A 15,694-nucleotide genomic window follows, 5' to 3' on the forward strand; every position below is an offset into this window, starting at 1 on the left:
ACAGACCATGATCATCAAGATCCTCGGCTCCGGCTGCGCCAACTGCGTCAACCTCGAGCGCGTCACGCGCGAGGCCGCCACGGAGCTGGGCCTGGACGCACAGTTCGAGAAGGTCACCGACTACGGGGAGATCGCCGGCTACGGCGTCATGCGCACGCCCGGGCTGGTGGTGGACGAGCAGGTGGTCATGTCCGGTCGGGTCCCCACGGCGGCCCAGGTGCGCGAGCTCCTCGCGCCCCTCGCCTCCTGACCGCCGGGCCGAGGAAGGCGCCTCGTCATGACGACCCGTAGCCCGGCCGGTCCGGCCGCGCCGCCGGTCGAGGTGGCCCGGGAGGCCACCTCGGCACCGATGCCGCCACCCGTGCCCACCGACCGTGCGTCGCGGATGCGTGACCTGCACCCCGGCTGGTTCGCCGCCGTGATGGGCACCGGCATCGTGGCGGTGGCCAGCGACGGCAACCCCGGCGGCCTGAGTGCGTTGCAGCCGGCCGCGCACGCCGTCGGCGTGGCGTTCGCCGTGCTCACGTACCTGCTCGGCGCGGTGCTCCTGGTGGCCTACGTGGTGCGCTGGGTGCGGCACACGGACGCGTGCCGTGCCGACCTGCGGCATCCCGTGCTCGGCGCGATGCACGCCACCCTGCCGGCGGGGCTGCTGGTGCTGTCGGTGATGACCACCGCCGTCGGCCCGCGGTTCCTGCCGTCCGGGGTGAGCGTGCCGCTGGCCGGTGCGCTGCTGGCGGTCGGCGCGGTGGTCGGGCTGGTGCTGGGCGTGGCGTTCACGTACACGCTGTTCACGGGTGAGGTGGCCGCCGGCTCGGTGAACGGTGGCTGGTTCATCCCGCCGGTCGTCACCATCATCGTGCCGGTCGCCACGGCGGCGCTCGTCCCGCACGTCGGTGCGCGCGACGCACGGCTGCTGCTGGTGCTGGGCTACGCGACGTTCGGCATGGGGTTCGTGCTGTTCCTGCTCACGCTCGGCCTGCTGTTCGCCCGGCTGGTGCTGCACCCGCTCCCGCCGGCGGCACTCGCACCGACCGTGTGGATCGCGCTCGGCCCGGTCGGGGTCGGTGCGCTGGCGGCCCTCGGCCTGGCGCGGCAGATGCCGGTGGCGAGCAGCGCGACCGCCGGGGCGGTCGGCACGGTGTCGCTCCTGTTCGCCTCGGCGCTGTGGGGGTTCGGCCTGTGGTGGCTGGGCATCGCCGCAGCGTTGCTGGTCCGGTACCTGCGAGCCGGCGGGTTCGGGTTCCACCTCGGCTGGTGGGCGTTCACCTTCCCGCTCGGCGCCTTCACCGTGGCCACGCTGACGATCGGCCGCGCCTGGCAGACGCCGGTGCTCGAGGTGCTGGGGGCCGCGCTGTACCTGCTGCTGGTCGCGACCTGGGTCACCGTCACGGTCCGGACGGTCGCGGGGGCGCGCACCGGCGTCGTGTGGCGGCGGTGAGCGCGGGTCACGAGGCCGGCCCGCAGGGCCTCAGGGGCGCAGCACCCGCCACGCCTCGGAGACGTAGGGCAGCGGCCACGGCGGCGGTCCGGCGAGAGCCGGGTCCTCGTTGAGCAGCCCGTCGATCTGCGCCAGCAGCTGCCGGCGTCGCTCGTCGGACGCCGTGATCACGTAGCTGCGCGACAGCGCCAGCTCGTGCAGGCGCTCGCGGTCCACCGGCTGCGACCAGCGGTGCGTCATGGACTCGACGGGGCCGAGGGCGGTCGGTGGCACGTGCTCCTCGGCCGTGGAGCCGCGGCTCGCGGCGTCGGCGGCGAGCAGCGCACCGAGCGCGCGCACCCACGGCACCGACTCGTCGCGGGTGTTCCAGACGAGGCCGAGCACACCACCGGGCCGCAGCACGCGGGCCACCTCCGGCATCGCGCGGGCCGGGTCCACCCAGTGCCAGGCCTGGGCGACCACCACCGTGTCGACGCTGGCGTCCGGCAGGGGGATGGCCTCGGCGGTGCCGACCAGGGTGGTCACCCCGGGGACGGCCTGCCTCAGCTGGTCGAGCATCCGCGGTGACGGGTCGACCGCGGTGACGTGCTCGGCCCGACCGACGAGGCTGCGGGTCAGCTTCCCGGTACCGGCACCGAGGTCGAGCACGTCCCGCGGCCGGCCGGCGAGGAGCCAGTCGACCACCGGGTCGGGGTAGCCGGGCCGCGACCGCTCGTACACGTCCGCGGCGGTGTCGAACGACAGCGCGTGCCTCGTCGTGCCGTCCACGTCCGTCCCTCCGGTCTCCGGCCCCCGCCCATGATCGCGGCGTCGGCCGCGGTGGACCAGCTCAGCCGGTGGGGTCGAGCACGTGCCGGTCGCCGCTGAAGGGCTGGAGCGCCGCCGGGGCCGGGAACGGCAGCTCGATGGAGTCCACCTTGGTGTGCACGTCGCCGTGGTCGTCGTACGTCACGACGACCCGCTCGGTGGACACCTCGCGCAGCCGTACCCGCACCTGCCGCCCGTCGATCTCCAGCTCCCACAGGTCGGCGAGCCAGCCGATGCCGCGCTCGTCGAGCACCGCCTCGGCCTCGTCCCAGGGCAGCACGCCGGACGCCGTCCGGCCGAGCCGGTCGATCGCGACGGCGCCGTCGTCCTCCAGGCGCAGCCAGCCGAGCAGCTCGCGGTCACCCGCGCGGCGGTGCTCGATCCAGTCGGTGGGCGTGGCGGTCACGGTCGCACCGCCTGTCGGTGCGTGCGCAGGGTCGTGAGCATGGGCGGGACGGTAACCCGCCGGCCCCCGGCTCCCGCCACCTGTTTCCCGTACGGCCGATCAGGCCGGCAGGAGCTCGCCCAGCAGCGTCTCGACCCGGCCGCGGATCTCGTCGCGCACGCGGCGGACCGTGTCGAGGTCCTTGCCGGCTGGGTCCTCCAGCTCCCAGTCCTCGTACCGGACGCCGGGGAAGAAGGGGCACGTGTCGCCGCAGCCCATGGTGATCACGACGTCCGACGCCTGCACGGCGTCGCCGGTGAGGATCTTGGGGCGCTCGGCGGTGATGTCGATGCCCACCTCGGCCATCGCCTCGACCGCGACGGGGTTCACCTGGTCGGCGGGCACGGACCCGGCGGAGCGGACCTCGACCCGGCCGTCGGACAGGGCGGTCATGAAGCCGGCGGCCATCTGCGAGCGGCCCGCGTTGTGCACGCAGACGAACATGACGGACGGGCGGTCGGCGGCGGTGGGGGACATCGGTCTCTCCAGGGGTCGGGTCAGGCAGGGACGACGAGGGGTGCCAGGTGCTCCACGCGGTCGGTCAGCTCCGCCAGCGCGGCGTCGAAGGCGTCGGTGGTGCCGGTGCGGACGGGGTCCGGGACGGACCAGTGCACGTCGGCCGGCACGGGCAGCTCCTCGTGCGCCCGGTCGCACACGGTGACCACGAGGTCCCCGTCGCGGTGCACGTCGGCCAGCGCTCGCGGTCGCAGCCGGCGCATCGGCAGGTGGTGGCGGGCCGCCGCGGCGACCGCGCCTGGGGCCAGCCGGTCAGCCGGATGGGTGCCGGCCGAGGCGGCGGGGACGTCCGACGCCTGCCGCCACAGCGCGGCGGCCAGGTGCGAACGGGCGGAGTTCGCGGTGCAGACGAACAGCACCCGGTGCGCGGGACGGACGGCGCCGGGTGCCAGACCCTCCAGCGCCCCCGGCACCAGCCGGACGTACGTACGGCGGCCGTCCCCCTCGGACCGGTGGCGGCTCACCAGCCCCGCCTGCTCGAGCACGCCGAGGTGGTGCGCCACCAGGTTGGACGGCATGGTCAGCAGCTGCGCCAGCTCGGACGGTGAGGCGTCGCCGAGGGCGAGGGTGTCGACCACCTGCAGCCGCGCGGGGTCGGCGAGCGCCGCGTGCACGGCGGCGCGGCGCGTCACTCCCCAGCTCTGGTCGTCGCTCATTGAGTCAATGATGATTGAGCGATCGGCGGCCGGTCAAGCCCCGCTCGTCAGGCCGGGATGGTGACCACGAACCGGCAGCCCGGTGCCTGGTTCTGCACGGCGACACGGCCGTGGTGCGCCTCGACCAGCCCGCGGACGATCGCGAGCCCGAGCCCGGCTCCCGCGTCGGGGTCCGGGGTGCGGGCGCTCCCGCCGCGCCAGCCGACGTCGAACACCCGGCCGAGGTCGTCCGCCGGGATGCCGCCGCAGGCGTCTGCGACGGCGACCGTCACGGTGGGCCCGTCGGCCTGGCCGGTGATCACCACCGACCCGTCGGACGGGGTGTGCCGCACGGCGTTCATCACCAGGTTGGCCACCACCCGTGCCAGCGCGTCCGGGTCCGCCCGCACCAGCACGTCCCCGGCGACGGCACCGCCCACCCGCACCCCCTTGGCACGCGCGACCGGGTCCGCGGCCGCGATCGCCTCGCTCACCACGTCCGCGAGCTGGACGGTCTGCGGGGCGAGCTGCAGGGTGCCGGCGTGGATGCGGGACAGCTCGAACAGGTCGTCGACCATGCGCACCATCCGGTCCACCTCCGTGCGCATCTGTGCCCGGTAGCGCGCGGGGTCGGGGGCCAGACCGTCCTCCAGTGCCTCGGACATCGCCCGGATGCCGGCGAGCGGCGAGCGCAGGTCGTGCGACACCCAGGCGACCAGCTCGCGGCGCGAGCGTTCGAGCCGGCGCTCCCGCTCGTCGGCCTCGCGCAGGCGCTCGGCGCTGCGGCTCAGCTCGCCCGCGACGTCGGTGAGCTCGCGCGGGCCGGCGGAGGGCGCCTCGAAGCCTCCACCGTCCCCGAACCGCGTCGCTGCGTCGCGCAGCCGGCGTGCCGAGGCGACGAGTCGTTCCCCGAGCCACAGCGCGACGGCCACCGAGACCAGGCCCGAGACGACGCACACCGTGATCACGACGTGCAGGTCGTGCTGGGACAGGAACATCGCGTGAGCCGTCCCCAGCACGCCGGCCGCCACGCCGCCCACCGACACGAGGGCGACCACCGCGGTCGACCACCGCAGCGAGGCCCGCCGCAGCAGAGCCGCCGTCACCACCCCGGCCAGCACCACCCCGGCGGACCACGAGACCGCGACCAGGGCCACCTGCACCACGTTCATCGAGCGGCCTCCCAGCGGTAGCCCGCGCCCCAGACGGTGAGCAGTCGGACGGGGTGCGTCGGGTCGGCCTCGACCTTCTCGCGCAGCCGCCGCACGTGCACCGTCACGGTGGACCGGTCGCCGAACGACCAGCCCCACACCTCTCGCAGCAGGTCGTCGCGGGACCAGACGGGCCCGGCGTGCGCCACGAGGAACCGCAGCAGGTCCAGCTCGCGGGCGGTCAGCGCCAGCGGCCGTCCGCCGAGGGTCGCCGATCGCTTGGCCGGCTCGACCACGAGGTCCCCGTCGGTCAGCACCTCGGCCTCCGGCGCGGCCTGCTGGCCGGCGCGGCGCAGCACCGAGTCGACCCGCAGCGCCAGCTCGCGGGGGCTGAACGGCTTGGTGACGTAGTCGTCGGCACCCAGTGCGAGCCCCATGATCCGATCGGTCTCGGCGCCCAGCGCGGTCAGCATGATGACTGGCACGTCACCGTCCTGCCGCAGCCGGCGGCACACCTCGAGACCGTCGATGCCGGGCAGCATGAGGTCCAGCACCACGAGGTCGGCCCGCGTCGCGGCCATCGCCTCCAGGGCCCGCTCACCGTCCGCCGTCTCGACCACCGCGTGACCACCGGCGCGCAGGTAGGACGTGACGACCTCCCGGACCGTGGCGTCGTCGTCCACCACGAGGATCTTGGCCATGCCCCACCTCCACGCGGACGTGCCCGGCCCGCGGCGGGTGCCGTCGGGCCGGGCCGTCCTGATCATGACGCCTGGTGCGCTCGCCGTCAGCGGGCGGCGATGCCCTCCATGCCCGTCGTGGTGAACGCGGGCAGACCGGACACCGTCTGGATGCGGGTGAGCGAGCCACCGGCCGAGACCGCGTACGCGCCCACGCTGCCCGCGACGGACTCCTGGACGTAGACGAACCGGCCGTCGTGCGAGGCGGCGAGGTCGATCGGTCCGGCGTTCGTGGTGGTGGCGACCGGGGCGGTCAGCACCGCCGGGCCCGAGCGCGGCACGGACCAGGACGACAGCGTCGCCGACCCGGCGTTCGCGCCGAGCAGCGTGCGGCCGGCCAGCACGTTCCAGCACAGGGCCGCGCCGCCGTCCGGGGCGGACGAGCCGACCAGGGACAGCGCACCGTCGGTGGCGACCGTGTAGGTGCTGGTGCGGCCGGTGCCGGCCTCGGTCACCTGCAGGCGGTCGTGCCGGTCGACGACGAACGAGAACGGGACCGCCCCCGCCGACGGCGTCGTCACCGGGCTCGCCGCGGGCACTCCCTGGGCGTCGAGCGGGAACGCCAGCAGCTCGCCGTGGCTCTTGGTGGTCACCACCAGGACGTGCCCGTCGGCACCGAAGCCGATCTGGGCGGGCGAGGCGAGGAACGCCGGCGGGTTGGTGCCGCCCAGGCCGAGCGACCGCGTCGAGCCGGGGATCGGCACGAGACCTCCGTGCACCAGGCGGAAGCCGGACACGGCGCCGTCCCCGCCGGCGTCCAGCACGTACACCAGGTCGCCGTGCACCGCGATGCTCGTCGGGAACTGCCCGCCCGACGGCACCGTGCGGGGCGCGCTCAGCGCGGCACCGTGCACGCCGAACGCGGTGACGCTGTCGCTGCCGGCGTTGACCGCGAGCAGCACGTCGTGCCGGTCGTCGAGCACCAGCGACCCCTGCGACGCGAGGGCGTCGAGCGGCGCACCCACCTGGGTGCCCCCCAGGCCGCCGGTCGCGTACCGGCCGGCGGCCGTCAGCGTGCCGTCGGCGTGCCGGGCGTAGGCGGCGATGGTGTTCCCCGCGGTGCCGTTGAGCTGGACGAAGACGGCACCGGGCGAGCCGTGGTCGGTACCGCCCTGCGGTCCACCGTCCGAGGCGAAGGCGCCCGAGGCGCCGAGCGGCACGAGGGCGAGGGCTGCGGCGGTGCCGAGCGTGGCGAGCAGCGTGCGACGGCGCGCGAGTGGCGTGCGACGAGACATGACGGATCCTCCAGGACGCAGGTCGGCAACGCCCTGACCAGGGCGTTCACCGTCTTCCGGACGTCACCACCATGCGGACCGCGCGCGTCGACGGACAAGGGATCCGCTGCTTACAAGACTGTGACGTCCTGTCCCGACCGCGGTCGGGACGTCTGCACCGTCCGCCAGAAGTAGCCGCTCGCTCAGCGACGTGGCTGCGCGGCGAGCGCCGACGACGGCACGTCCGCCTCCGGCCCGGCCTCGCCGCCCAGGCTGGCCGCCAGCAGCTCGCGTGCCCGCGCCAGGTGCTCGTCGAGCATCGCCGCCGCACCGGCGCCGTCGCCCGACTCGATCAGCTCGAGGATCCGGGCGTGCTCCGCGACGATGATCTGCGGGCTCAGACGCTGGCGGCCCTGGAGCTGGGCCATGCACAGCTTCACCTCGAAGGCGAGGGAGTGGTACATCGCGCTGGTCCGGGCGCTGCCGAGCGCGTCGATCAGGCTGGTGTGGAACCGCATGTCCGGCTCGACGATCGCGTACGAGCCGGTGCCCCAGATCGCGGTGATCTCGGCGATGGCCGTCCGGGCCGCCTCGGGCACGTGGCGATCGGCGGCGAGGCGGCGCAGCACCTCGGACTCCAGGTAGGTGCGCGTGCGGTAGATGTCCCGCACGTCGTCGGGGCCCAGCTCCACGACGCGGGCGGTCTTGTGCACGCCGCGGTCGAGCACCTTCTCGGCGGTCAGCCGCTCGATGGCGGCACGGGCGCTGGCCCGGGCGACGTCGTACCGGGTGGCGACGTCCTGCTCGGTGAGCGGCGTGCCGGGGGACAGCTCACCGGCGACCACCCGGGTGCGCAGGTCCTCGACGACGGCGTCGACCAGGCTCGTCACCACGATCCCGCGTGCCATCGCGTCCTCCTCGTCTCCGGGTGGGCGGCTCGTCGCCGTCGCCGCGCCCATCGTGCCCGCCCGTGGGGCCACCGCTGGCACGTTCGGCACCTCTTGCTCAGGGTGCTGGTCTGGGGCGGTGCAGGTGGACGACATGCCGGGGACTATTGTCCCGCTGGTCTACTTGTCCGACAATCGCGTGACCCTGCGGTGGCCGCCGGGCGGCTCGAGGGAGATCCATGACGCTCACCGCGACGGCACCGGGCCGGCTCGGCGCCCTGCTGGGCGAGTGCGTCGGCGGCGCCGCCCAGGTGCGGACGGACGAGCTGATGCGCCGTGCGCTCGCTCACGACGCGTCGCACGTGCTGCTCGTCCCGCAGGCCGTGGTGGCCCCGCGCGACGCCGACGAGGTCGGCCGCCTGCTGCAGGCCACCGCGGCCGCCGGGCTGCCGCTGACGTTCCGGTCCGGCGGCACCAGCCTCGCCGGCCAGGCCGGCACGGCCGGCGTGCTGGCCGACGTACGGCGGCACTTCGGTGGCATCGAGGTGCTGGACGACGGGGCTCGCGTCCGCGTGCAGCCGGGCGCGACCGTCCGACGGGTCAACGCGCAGCTCGCGAGGTACGGGCGCAAGCTCGGGCCGGATCCCGCCAGCGAGGCGGCCTGCACGGTCGGGGGCGTCGTCGCCAACAACTCCTCGGGCATGGCCTGCGGGACCGTCGAGAACAGCTACCGCACCGTGGAGTCCCTGGTCGCGGTGCTGCCGTCCGGAACCGTCGTCGACACCGGCGCCCCCGACGCGGACCAGCTGCTGCGCACCCGCGAGCCCGCGCTGCACGCCGGCCTGCTGGCGCTGCGCGAGCGGCTGCTGGCCGACCCGGCGGCGGTCGCGGAGGTGCGCCGCCAGTTCGCCATGAAGAACACCATGGGCTACGGCATCAACGCCCTGGTCGACTTCGACACCGCGCCGGCGATCCTCGCGCACCTGCTGATCGGCAGCGAAGGCACGCTCGCGTTCATCGCGTCCGCCACGTTCCGCACGGTGCCGGTGCGACCGGTCGCCGCGTCGGCGCTGCTCGTCTTCGAGGACCTGTACGCCGCCAACCGGGCGCTGCCCGCGCTGGTCGCCACGGGCGCGACGGCCCTGGAGCTGATGGACGCCACGTCGCTGCGGGTGGGCCAGCAGCTGGCCGACGCGCCGGGGGCGGTGCGGGCCCTGGACGTCCACCGGCAGGCAGCCCTGCTGGTGGAGTACCAGGCCGCGACGGCCGACGAGCTGGCCGGGCTCGCCTCCGCGGCCCGGCCGACCCTCGACGCGCTGCCGCTGCTGGCGCCGGTGGCGCTGAGCAGCGACGCGGCCGTCCGCGCGCAGCTGTGGAAGCTGCGCAAGGGGCTCTACACGTCGGTGGCCGGAGCTCGTCGCAGCGGCACCACCGCGCTGCTGGAGGACGTGGTGGTGCCCGTCGAGCGCCTCGCGGACACCTGCGACGCGCTCGCCGTCCTGTTCGAGAAGCACGGCTACGACGACGCGGTGATCTTCGGCCACGCCAAGGACGGGAACATCCACTTCATGCTGACCGACCGGTTCGAGACGGCCGAGCAGCTGGGGCGGTACGCCGACTTCACGGAGGCGATGGTGGACCTGGTGCTCGGCGCCGGGGGGTCGCTCAAGGCGGAGCACGGCACAGGGCGCGTGATGGCGCCGTTCGTCCGACGGCAGTACGGCGACGAGCTGTACGACGTGATGCGGCAGGTGAAGGCCCTGTTCGACCCCGCCGGCCTGCTGAACCCCGGCGTGCTGCTGGACGACGACCCGCAGGCCCACCTGCGGCACATCAAGCTCGCGCCGTCGGTCGAGGACGAGGTGGACCGCTGCGTCGAGTGCGGCTACTGCGAGCCGGTATGCCCGTCGCGGTCGATCACGCTGACGCCGCGGCAGCGGATCGCCCTGCGGCGCGAGATCCGCTCGGCCGAGCTGGCCGGCGACACCGTGACGGCCGACCGGCTGAAGCAGGACTACACGTACCCGGGTGTGCACACGTGCGCCGTCGACGGGATGTGCGGCACCGCCTGTCCGGTCGGCATCAACACGGGCCTGCTGGTCAAGCGGCTGCGCCGCGAGGACGTCGCCGCGCCGGTGAAGGCCGGGTGGACGGCAGCGGCGCACGGGTGGGAGGTCACGACGACGGTCGCCCGCACGGCGCTGACCGTGGTCGACGCCGTCCCGGCGCCGCTCGCACCGGTCGTCACGGCGCTCAACGCCGCGGCACGCACGGTGCTCGGCTCGGACACCGTGCCCCTGTGGAGCCCGGAGCTGCCGCGCGGCGGTGCGCCCCGACGCCGACCGGCACCGACGGGTGCGCCGGACGCGGTGTACCTGCCCGCCTGCGTCAACGTCATGTTCGGCCCCGCCGAGGGGCCCGGGGTGCAGGTCGCCTTCGAGGACCTGTGCGCCGCCGCCGGTCTCACCCTGCTGGTGCCGTCGGCGATCGAGCAGATGTGCTGCGGCACGCCGTGGTCGTCCAAGGGGATCACGGCCGGGCACGACGCCATGCGGGACGTGGTGCTGCCGGTGATCCGGCAGGCGACCGACGGCGGACGGCTGCCGGTGGTGTGCGACGCGTCGTCGTGCACCGAGGGCTTCCGGCACCTGGTCGAGAGCGACCCGACGCTGGACGTGCAGGTGCTGGACGTCGTGGAGCTCGTCGCCGACCGGGTGCTGCCGGCGCTGCCGGAGCTGGGCGAGTACCGCCGGCTGGACTCGCTCACGCTGCACCCGACGTGCTCGTCCACCCAGCTCGGGCTGAACCCGGACCTGGTCACCGTCGCCCGGGCGGTGGCCGACCAGGTGGACGTGCCGCTGGACTGGGGCTGCTGCGCCTTCGCCGGCGACCGCGGCATGCTCCACCCCGAGCTGACCGCGTCCGCCACCCGCCGGGAGGCCGCCGAGGTGGCCCGGCTCGGCGCCGAGGCCCATGCGAGCTGCAACCGCACCTGCGAGCTCGGCATGACGCGTGCCACCGGCCAGACCTACCGGCACGTCGTCGAGCTGCTCGCCGACCAGGTGCTCGGCACGGACCGGACCTGACCCGACCTGACCGCACCCGCGACCGCACCCAACCACGACACCCAGAACGGAACGCACAGAACCGACCGACCAGCACGGCCCGTCCGCACCACATCCAGCAAAGGAGCAGCGATGAACCCCGAGACGACCGCCCTTGTCCTGATCGAGTTCCAGCACGACTTCACCAGCGAGGGCGGCGCCCTGCACGGCGCGGTCCAGGGCGTGATGGAGAGCACCGACATGCTGACCCACGCGCGGGAGGCGCTCGAGGCGACCCGCGCCGCCGGTGCGACCGTGATCCACAGCCCGATCGCGTTCCAGAAGGGCTACTACGAGATCAACGCGCACCCGTACGGCATCCTCAAGGGCGTCGTCGACTCCAACGCCTTCGTCAAGGACACCTGGGGCGCGCAGATCGTCGACGACGTCGCTCCGGCGGACGGCGACATCGTCATCGAGGGCAAGCGCGGGCTGGACGCCTTCGGCTCCACCAACCTCGACTTCATCCTGCGGTCCAAGGGCATCAGCACCGTGGTGCTCGCGGGGTTCCTCACCAACTGCTGCGTCGAGTCCACCATGCGCTCGGCGTACGAGAAGGGGTTCGAGGTGATCACGCTGACGGACGCGGTCGGCGCCACCTCCGCCGAGGAGCACGCGAACGCCATCCGGTACGACTACCCGATGTTCTCCAAGCCCATGACCACGGCGGAGTACGTAGGCGCGCTGCGCGGCACGGCCGTCACCGCCGACTCCTCGCGCGGGTACTGACCTCGTCGCAGGCGACCGGCCGGCGCTCGGACCTTGTCCGGCCTGCCGACCGGTCGCCTGCTGCCCGTCCGACGGCGCCCGCCGGGGACGGGGTGCCGCGCCCGTCCACGGAGAGGTCCGCCATGCCCAGCACGTTCAACGGTCTGCCCCTGCACCCCCTGGTGGTGCACGCCGTGGTGGTGCTGGTGCCGCTCGCGGTCGTCTGGCTGCTGGTGCTGACGTTCGTGCCGCGGTGGCGGGACCGGTACGCGGGGCTCGGTGCGCTGGTGGCCCTGGTCGCGCTCGTGCTGACCCCGCTCGCCTCGGAGACCGGCGAGTCGTTGCAGGCCCAGATCGGTCCGGTGGGCGAGCACGCGGAGCTGGGCGACCAGCTGAAGTTCTTCGTCTTCCCCGTTGCGGTGCTCGCCGTGGCCCTGTGGTGGGTGACCCGTCGGGCGCGCTCCGGCCCGGTACTGGCCCGTCCGCTCGCGCTGACGCTCGCTGTCCTGTCCGTGGTCGCGAGCCTGGCCACGGGCTGGCAGGTGTACCGCGTCGGCGACTCCGGGGCCCGCGCGGTGTGGCAGCACAGCACCAGCCAGCTGTCGAGCGTCGGCAAGGGCTGAGGCGCAAGGACCGCCCCGCGCCGCAGCGCTCGACAGGCGCTCGCGGCCGGATCGACGGATGGTGGTTGTCCCGACAGCGACCGGAGGGACCCGCACCATGAGCACCAACACCTTTGTCCGATCCCTGCACGACCTCGGTGCCGCCGCCTGGTTCGGTGGCGGCCTGATGGGCGCCATCGGCCTCAACGGTGCCTCCGAGGAGGTCGAGGACCCGCGTCAGCGCGTGCACACCGCGTCCATGGGCTGGGCGAAGTGGGCACCGGTGAACGCCCTGGCCATCGGCGCGCACCTGGTCGGCGGTGCCGGCCTGCTGCTGGCCAACCGCGGCCGCGTCCAGGCCCAGGAGGGCGTCACGGCCAACACCGTCGTCAAGACGGCGCTGACGATCGCGGCCCTCGGCACCACCGCCTGGAGCGGCATGCTCGGCACCAAGATCGCCAAGGGCTCCTCCGAGCCCGCGCACAGCGGCGTCACGCCGTCGTCCAGCACGTCCGACGAGGTGGCGGCGGCCCAGCGGCAGGAGCGCATCCTGCAGTGGGTCACCCCGGCACTGGTCGGCACGATCATCGTGCTCGGCGCCCAGCAGGGCGAGATGCAGCGGCCCACCCAGGTGTCGAAGGGGCTGCTCGGCCGCATCCTCGACTGACGCCGTACCGCTCGAGCCGAGGGGCGCCGCCGCTGCCGGGGGCGCCCCCCCGGCGTGCGACGGACGCTGCCCGGCCTCGCGGCTGAGCCGCTCTCGGCGGTCAGCCCCGACGCGTCGCGACAGGTGCCGGTCGCAGGCGCAGCCGCTGGGCGGCGGCGGCCCGTGCGCTGTCGGTGAGCACCGTGTACGCGGCCGGCTTGCGCCCACGCTCGCGGATGGTCCGGTCGAGGTAGTCCCGCAGCAGCCACATCTGCACCGGGTCCGACGTGGGGCGCACCGCGAGCTCGCGCTCCAGCTGGTGCGGCGTCAGCCCGAGGTCGCGCTGGATGTCGTCCCGGCTCAGGCCGGCGAGGTTGTAGCTCGCCATCAGCTCCTGGCTGGCCTGTGCGCGGTCGGCGCCGTTCAGGGACATGGGTCACACCGTTCTGTCGGGGTGGGTGGGGGACGGGACGGTCATGGCGGCGGCCCGCTCGCGGAGCCGGTGGAGCTGGGTGGACAGGGCGGCCTGCTGCTCCGAGGTCAGGTCGGCGAACACCTGGTCGACCGCCTGACGACGGGTGGTCAGCGCCGCTTGGTAGGTGCGTCGGCCGGCGGCGGTGAGGTGCACCAGCCAGGCGCGCCGGTCGTCCGGATCGGCGGCGCGGCGCACCAGCCCGTCGCGCTCCAGCGCGTCGACCGCCTCGGTGATGGTGCGCGGCGCCAGCTCGAGCGTCTCCGCGAGCACCGCCTGCCGTGCGGGACCGTCCGCCAGCGCGCCGAGCACACGGGTGCGAGCCACCGAGACGCCGTGCACCTGCAGCCGCGAGTCGAGCACGCGGCGGATGCGGGTGACGCACTCCACGAGCTCGTCAGCCAGGTCTGTCGTCTCCACGGACCGCCTCTCCGAGACCAGTGTAGTCCCACATGGTGAGGTACCTCACGGAATCCACCGCCGCCGTCGCGGCAGCACTGGCCCGGGTGCGACGGCCGGAGAAGACTGGCGGCAGGCGCCACCTCACCGGTGAGCGGGTCGCCGGTGTCCTCGGGCAGCGCCGCTGGACGGGCACGGTGGACGGAGGGTCATGAGCACGGAACAGCTCCAGCAGATGGCCACGGGCCGCGGCTTCATCGCCGCGCTGGACCAGAGCGGCGGCTCCACCCCCGGTGCGCTCAAGCGGTACGGCATCGAGACGTGGGCCGACGACGCGCAGATGTTCGAGCTGGTGCACGCGATGCGCTCGCGGATCATCACCAGCCGGGTGTTCGGCGGCGACCGCATCGTCGGCGCGATCCTGTTCGACCGGACCATGGAGAGCCAGATCGGCGGCATGGGCGCCGCCGAGTACCTGTGGCAGGTCAAGCACGTCGCGCCGTTCCTCAAGGTGGACAAGGGGCTGCTCGACGAGGCGGACGGGGTGCGGCTGATGAAGCCGATCCCTGACCTCGACGATGCCCTGAGCAGGGCGAACGGGCACGGGGTGTTCGGCACCAAGATGCGCTCGCTGGTGGTGCAGGCGGACAAGGCGGGGGTCGCGGCGATCGTCGACCAGCAGCTGGAGCTGGCGCAGCGGATCCTCGCGGCCGGGCTGATGCCGATCGTCGAGCCGGAGGTGGACATCCACAGCCCCACCAAGGGCCAGGCGGAGGACATGCTCCGCTCGGCGCTGCACGACGGGCTCGACCGGCTGCCCGGCGACGCCCGGGTGATGCTCAAGCTGACGCTGCCCGAGCAGGACGGCTGGTGGACACCGCTCGTCGAGCACCCGCACGTGCTCCGCGTCGCGGCCCTGTCCGGCGGGTACACCCGTGCGGAGGCGGTGCGGCGGCTGGCGCGGCAGGCCGGCGTGATCGCCAGCTTCTCGCGGGCGCTGACCGAGGGGCTGACCGCGCAGCAGTCCGACGACGAGTTCGACGCGGTGCTCGACGGCTCCATCCAGGCGATCTACGACGCGTCGCTGACCTGACCGGCGGCCCGGGACGCCCGCCCGGGCCGAACCACCCGGGGCGAACGACACGGCGCCGTCGTCGCGACACGCCGACGGCGGCGCCACGCTCGTTCTCAGAATCCTCTGAGAATCGGCTGGTGCCGTGGGCCCCATGACGACGAGCGCGCCGACCCCCACCGGCGCAGCGCGCCCGGCGACCGTCCGATGACGCCGCCGTCCCGCGGCTCCGCCCTGTACGCCGCCACGCTGGTCACCATCGGTGCGGCCGCCGGGGTCCGATTCTTCACCACGGCGCCGGAGCTGCACGCGGCCGCTGCGCAGGGCGCCGCCACGGGCGCACCGGTAGCGGCGGCGGCCGTCGCCACGCCGTCGTCCACCCCGACGGCGACCGGCAGCAGCCTCAGCTGGGGCCGCGGGCCGCACCCGTCGGCCACGCCGTCGCCGACGCCGTCGCGAACAACGACGGTCCCCACGCAGCGACCGTCCCCGACCGCGACCCCGACCCGGACCACGGCCCCTGCGCCCGCCCCGAAGCCCGCCGCTCCGGCACCCGCGGCGCCACCCCCCGCGCCGGTGACCACCGTGGTGGTCGGCTCCGCCGTGCAGACCCGGTACGGACCCGTGCAGGTGCAGGTGACGTTCACCGGCACCGCGATCACCGCGGCGCAGGCGCTGCAGGCGCCGTCCGGCGGCTACAGCAGCCAGGTCAGCGCGTTCTCCATCCCGGTGCTGTCCAGCGAGGCGGTCGCCGCCGGCTCGGCGAACATCGCGGCGGTGTCCGGGGCGTCCTACACGTCCGCCGGCTACCAGCAGTCGTTGCAGTACGCGATCGACCACCGCGGCTGACGTCGG

At 74.3% G+C, this 15,694-nt stretch carries 18 protein-coding genes; 8 read left to right on the plus strand and 10 right to left on the minus strand.

The window, feature by feature from the left end:
• The first annotated feature begins 7 nt into the window (after nucleotides 1-7).
• Both QMF98_RS02490 and QMF98_RS02495 read left to right on the plus strand, forming a co-directional pair.
• Nucleotides 8-250: a thioredoxin family protein gene (locus tag QMF98_RS02490; RefSeq protein WP_337974501.1), complete on the plus strand. Its 243-nt coding sequence runs from the start codon at nucleotides 8-10 to the stop codon at nucleotides 248-250.
• A gap of 27 nt (nucleotides 251-277) precedes the next feature.
• Nucleotides 278-1,441: an SLAC1 family transporter gene (locus tag QMF98_RS02495; protein WP_337974502.1), complete on the plus strand. Its 1,164-nt coding sequence runs from the start codon at nucleotides 278-280 to the stop codon at nucleotides 1,439-1,441.
• A gap of 30 nt (nucleotides 1,442-1,471) precedes the next feature.
• Here QMF98_RS02495 and QMF98_RS02500 read toward each other — a convergent pair whose 3' ends face one another.
• The 8 genes from QMF98_RS02500 to QMF98_RS02535 form a co-directional block, all read right to left on the minus strand.
• Nucleotides 1,472-2,209 carry a class I SAM-dependent methyltransferase gene (locus QMF98_RS02500; protein ID WP_337974503.1) on the minus strand — a complete coding sequence of 246 codons (738 nt, stop codon included), beginning with the start codon at nucleotides 2,207-2,209 and terminating at the stop codon, nucleotides 1,472-1,474.
• Nucleotides 2,210-2,270: 61 nt separating this feature from the next.
• Nucleotides 2,271-2,654: a hypothetical protein gene (locus QMF98_RS02505; RefSeq protein ID WP_337974504.1), complete on the minus strand. Its 384-nt coding sequence runs from the start codon at nucleotides 2,652-2,654 to the stop codon at nucleotides 2,271-2,273.
• Nucleotides 2,655-2,753: 99 nt separating this feature from the next.
• Nucleotides 2,754-3,170 (minus strand): arsenate reductase ArsC, encoded by a 417-nt coding sequence (locus tag QMF98_RS02510; protein ID WP_337974505.1) that lies wholly within the window; start codon nucleotides 3,168-3,170, stop codon nucleotides 2,754-2,756.
• Nucleotides 3,171-3,190: 20 nt separating this feature from the next.
• Nucleotides 3,191-3,865 (minus strand): metalloregulator ArsR/SmtB family transcription factor, encoded by a 675-nt coding sequence (locus tag QMF98_RS02515; RefSeq protein ID WP_337974506.1) that lies wholly within the window; start codon nucleotides 3,863-3,865, stop codon nucleotides 3,191-3,193.
• A gap of 47 nt (nucleotides 3,866-3,912) precedes the next feature.
• On the minus strand, nucleotides 3,913-5,016 hold the full coding sequence (locus tag QMF98_RS02520) for a sensor histidine kinase (RefSeq protein ID WP_337974507.1): 1,104 nt from the start codon (nucleotides 5,014-5,016) through the stop codon (nucleotides 3,913-3,915).
• Nucleotides 5,013-5,696: a response regulator transcription factor gene (locus QMF98_RS02525; RefSeq protein WP_337974508.1), complete on the minus strand. Its 684-nt coding sequence runs from the start codon at nucleotides 5,694-5,696 to the stop codon at nucleotides 5,013-5,015. Before QMF98_RS02525 ends, QMF98_RS02520 begins: the two co-directional genes overlap by 4 nt.
• Before the next feature lie 86 nt (nucleotides 5,697-5,782).
• The gene (locus QMF98_RS02530; RefSeq protein ID WP_337974509.1) at nucleotides 5,783-6,970 is read right to left on the minus strand and encodes a lactonase family protein; all 1,188 of its coding nucleotides are present in this window, start codon (nucleotides 6,968-6,970) and stop codon (nucleotides 5,783-5,785) included.
• Between the two features lie 182 nt (nucleotides 6,971-7,152).
• Nucleotides 7,153-7,857, minus strand: a complete 705-nt coding sequence (locus tag QMF98_RS02535) for a GntR family transcriptional regulator (protein WP_337974510.1) — start codon at nucleotides 7,855-7,857, stop codon at nucleotides 7,153-7,155.
• A gap of 218 nt (nucleotides 7,858-8,075) precedes the next feature.
• On the opposite strand from QMF98_RS02535, the gene QMF98_RS02540 reads away from it, so the two are divergent.
• The 4 genes from QMF98_RS02540 (at nucleotide 8,076) to QMF98_RS02555 (ending at nucleotide 12,917) form a co-directional block, all read left to right on the plus strand.
• Nucleotides 8,076-10,922, plus strand: a complete 2,847-nt coding sequence (locus QMF98_RS02540; RefSeq protein WP_337974511.1) for an FAD-binding and (Fe-S)-binding domain-containing protein — start codon at nucleotides 8,076-8,078, stop codon at nucleotides 10,920-10,922.
• Nucleotides 10,923-11,033: 111 nt separating this feature from the next.
• A complete protein-coding gene (locus tag QMF98_RS02545) occupies nucleotides 11,034-11,669 on the plus strand; it encodes a cysteine hydrolase family protein (protein WP_337974512.1) in 636 nt (211 codons plus the stop codon).
• Between the two features lie 122 nt (nucleotides 11,670-11,791).
• Nucleotides 11,792-12,271 carry a DUF2231 domain-containing protein gene (locus QMF98_RS02550; RefSeq protein WP_337974513.1) on the plus strand — a complete coding sequence of 160 codons (480 nt, stop codon included), beginning with the start codon at nucleotides 11,792-11,794 and terminating at the stop codon, nucleotides 12,269-12,271.
• Nucleotides 12,272-12,368: 97 nt separating this feature from the next.
• Nucleotides 12,369-12,917 carry a hypothetical protein gene (locus QMF98_RS02555; RefSeq protein ID WP_337974514.1) on the plus strand — a complete coding sequence of 183 codons (549 nt, stop codon included), beginning with the start codon at nucleotides 12,369-12,371 and terminating at the stop codon, nucleotides 12,915-12,917.
• 100 nt (nucleotides 12,918-13,017) lie between these two features.
• Here QMF98_RS02555 and QMF98_RS02560 read toward each other — a convergent pair whose 3' ends face one another.
• Together QMF98_RS02560 and QMF98_RS02565 are read right to left on the minus strand one after the other, a co-directional pair.
• Complete coding sequence (locus QMF98_RS02560; protein ID WP_337974515.1) at nucleotides 13,018-13,329, minus strand: DUF2316 family protein; 312 nt, start codon at nucleotides 13,327-13,329, stop codon at nucleotides 13,018-13,020.
• A gap of 3 nt (nucleotides 13,330-13,332) precedes the next feature.
• On the minus strand, nucleotides 13,333-13,788 hold the full coding sequence (locus tag QMF98_RS02565) for a MarR family winged helix-turn-helix transcriptional regulator (RefSeq protein ID WP_337974516.1): 456 nt from the start codon (nucleotides 13,786-13,788) through the stop codon (nucleotides 13,333-13,335).
• A gap of 190 nt (nucleotides 13,789-13,978) precedes the next feature.
• Here QMF98_RS02565 and QMF98_RS02570 point away from each other — a divergent pair, with 190 nt between their 5' ends.
• Both QMF98_RS02570 and QMF98_RS02575 read left to right on the plus strand, forming a co-directional pair.
• Complete coding sequence (locus tag QMF98_RS02570; protein WP_337974517.1) at nucleotides 13,979-14,860, plus strand: fructose bisphosphate aldolase; 882 nt, start codon at nucleotides 13,979-13,981, stop codon at nucleotides 14,858-14,860.
• A gap of 186 nt (nucleotides 14,861-15,046) precedes the next feature.
• Nucleotides 15,047-15,688 carry an FMN-binding protein gene (locus tag QMF98_RS02575; RefSeq protein WP_337974518.1) on the plus strand — a complete coding sequence of 214 codons (642 nt, stop codon included), beginning with the start codon at nucleotides 15,047-15,049 and terminating at the stop codon, nucleotides 15,686-15,688.
• The last annotated feature ends 6 nt before the right edge of the window (nucleotides 15,689-15,694 follow it).

The sequence above is a fragment of the Cellulomonas sp. NTE-D12 genome (assembly GCF_027923705.1).
In the GTDB taxonomy this organism is placed as follows: domain Bacteria; phylum Actinomycetota; class Actinomycetes; order Actinomycetales; family Cellulomonadaceae; genus Cellulomonas.

Bases quoted from the DNA above. Each gene is read 5' to 3' on its own strand.
- QMF98_RS02510 (WP_337974505.1), bottom strand. From the start codon at position 3,170: ATGTCCCCCACCGCCGCCGACCGCCCGTCCGTCATGTTCGTCTGCGTG.
- QMF98_RS02530 (WP_337974509.1), bottom strand. From the start codon at position 6,970: ATGTCTCGTCGCACGCCACTCGCGCGCCGTCGCACGCTGCTCGCCACG.
- QMF98_RS02520 (WP_337974507.1), bottom strand. From the start codon at position 5,016: ATGAACGTGGTGCAGGTGGCCCTGGTCGCGGTCTCGTGGTCCGCCGGG.
- QMF98_RS02535 (WP_337974510.1), bottom strand. From the start codon at position 7,857: ATGGCACGCGGGATCGTGGTGACGAGCCTGGTCGACGCCGTCGTCGAG.
- QMF98_RS02495 (WP_337974502.1), top strand. From the start codon at position 278: ATGACGACCCGTAGCCCGGCCGGTCCGGCCGCGCCGCCGGTCGAGGTG.
- QMF98_RS02540 (WP_337974511.1), top strand. From the start codon at position 8,076: ATGACGCTCACCGCGACGGCACCGGGCCGGCTCGGCGCCCTGCTGGGC.
- QMF98_RS02560 (WP_337974515.1), bottom strand. From the start codon at position 13,329: ATGTCCCTGAACGGCGCCGACCGCGCACAGGCCAGCCAGGAGCTGATG.
- QMF98_RS02575 (WP_337974518.1), top strand. From the start codon at position 15,047: ATGACGCCGCCGTCCCGCGGCTCCGCCCTGTACGCCGCCACGCTGGTC.
- QMF98_RS02515 (WP_337974506.1), bottom strand. From the start codon at position 3,865: ATGAGCGACGACCAGAGCTGGGGAGTGACGCGCCGCGCCGCCGTGCAC.
- QMF98_RS02570 (WP_337974517.1), top strand. From the start codon at position 13,979: ATGAGCACGGAACAGCTCCAGCAGATGGCCACGGGCCGCGGCTTCATC.
- QMF98_RS02490 (WP_337974501.1), top strand. From the start codon at position 8: ATGATCATCAAGATCCTCGGCTCCGGCTGCGCCAACTGCGTCAACCTC.
- QMF98_RS02555 (WP_337974514.1), top strand. From the start codon at position 12,369: ATGAGCACCAACACCTTTGTCCGATCCCTGCACGACCTCGGTGCCGCC.
- QMF98_RS02545 (WP_337974512.1), top strand. From the start codon at position 11,034: ATGAACCCCGAGACGACCGCCCTTGTCCTGATCGAGTTCCAGCACGAC.
- QMF98_RS02550 (WP_337974513.1), top strand. From the start codon at position 11,792: ATGCCCAGCACGTTCAACGGTCTGCCCCTGCACCCCCTGGTGGTGCAC.
- QMF98_RS02525 (WP_337974508.1), bottom strand. From the start codon at position 5,696: ATGGCCAAGATCCTCGTGGTGGACGACGACGCCACGGTCCGGGAGGTC.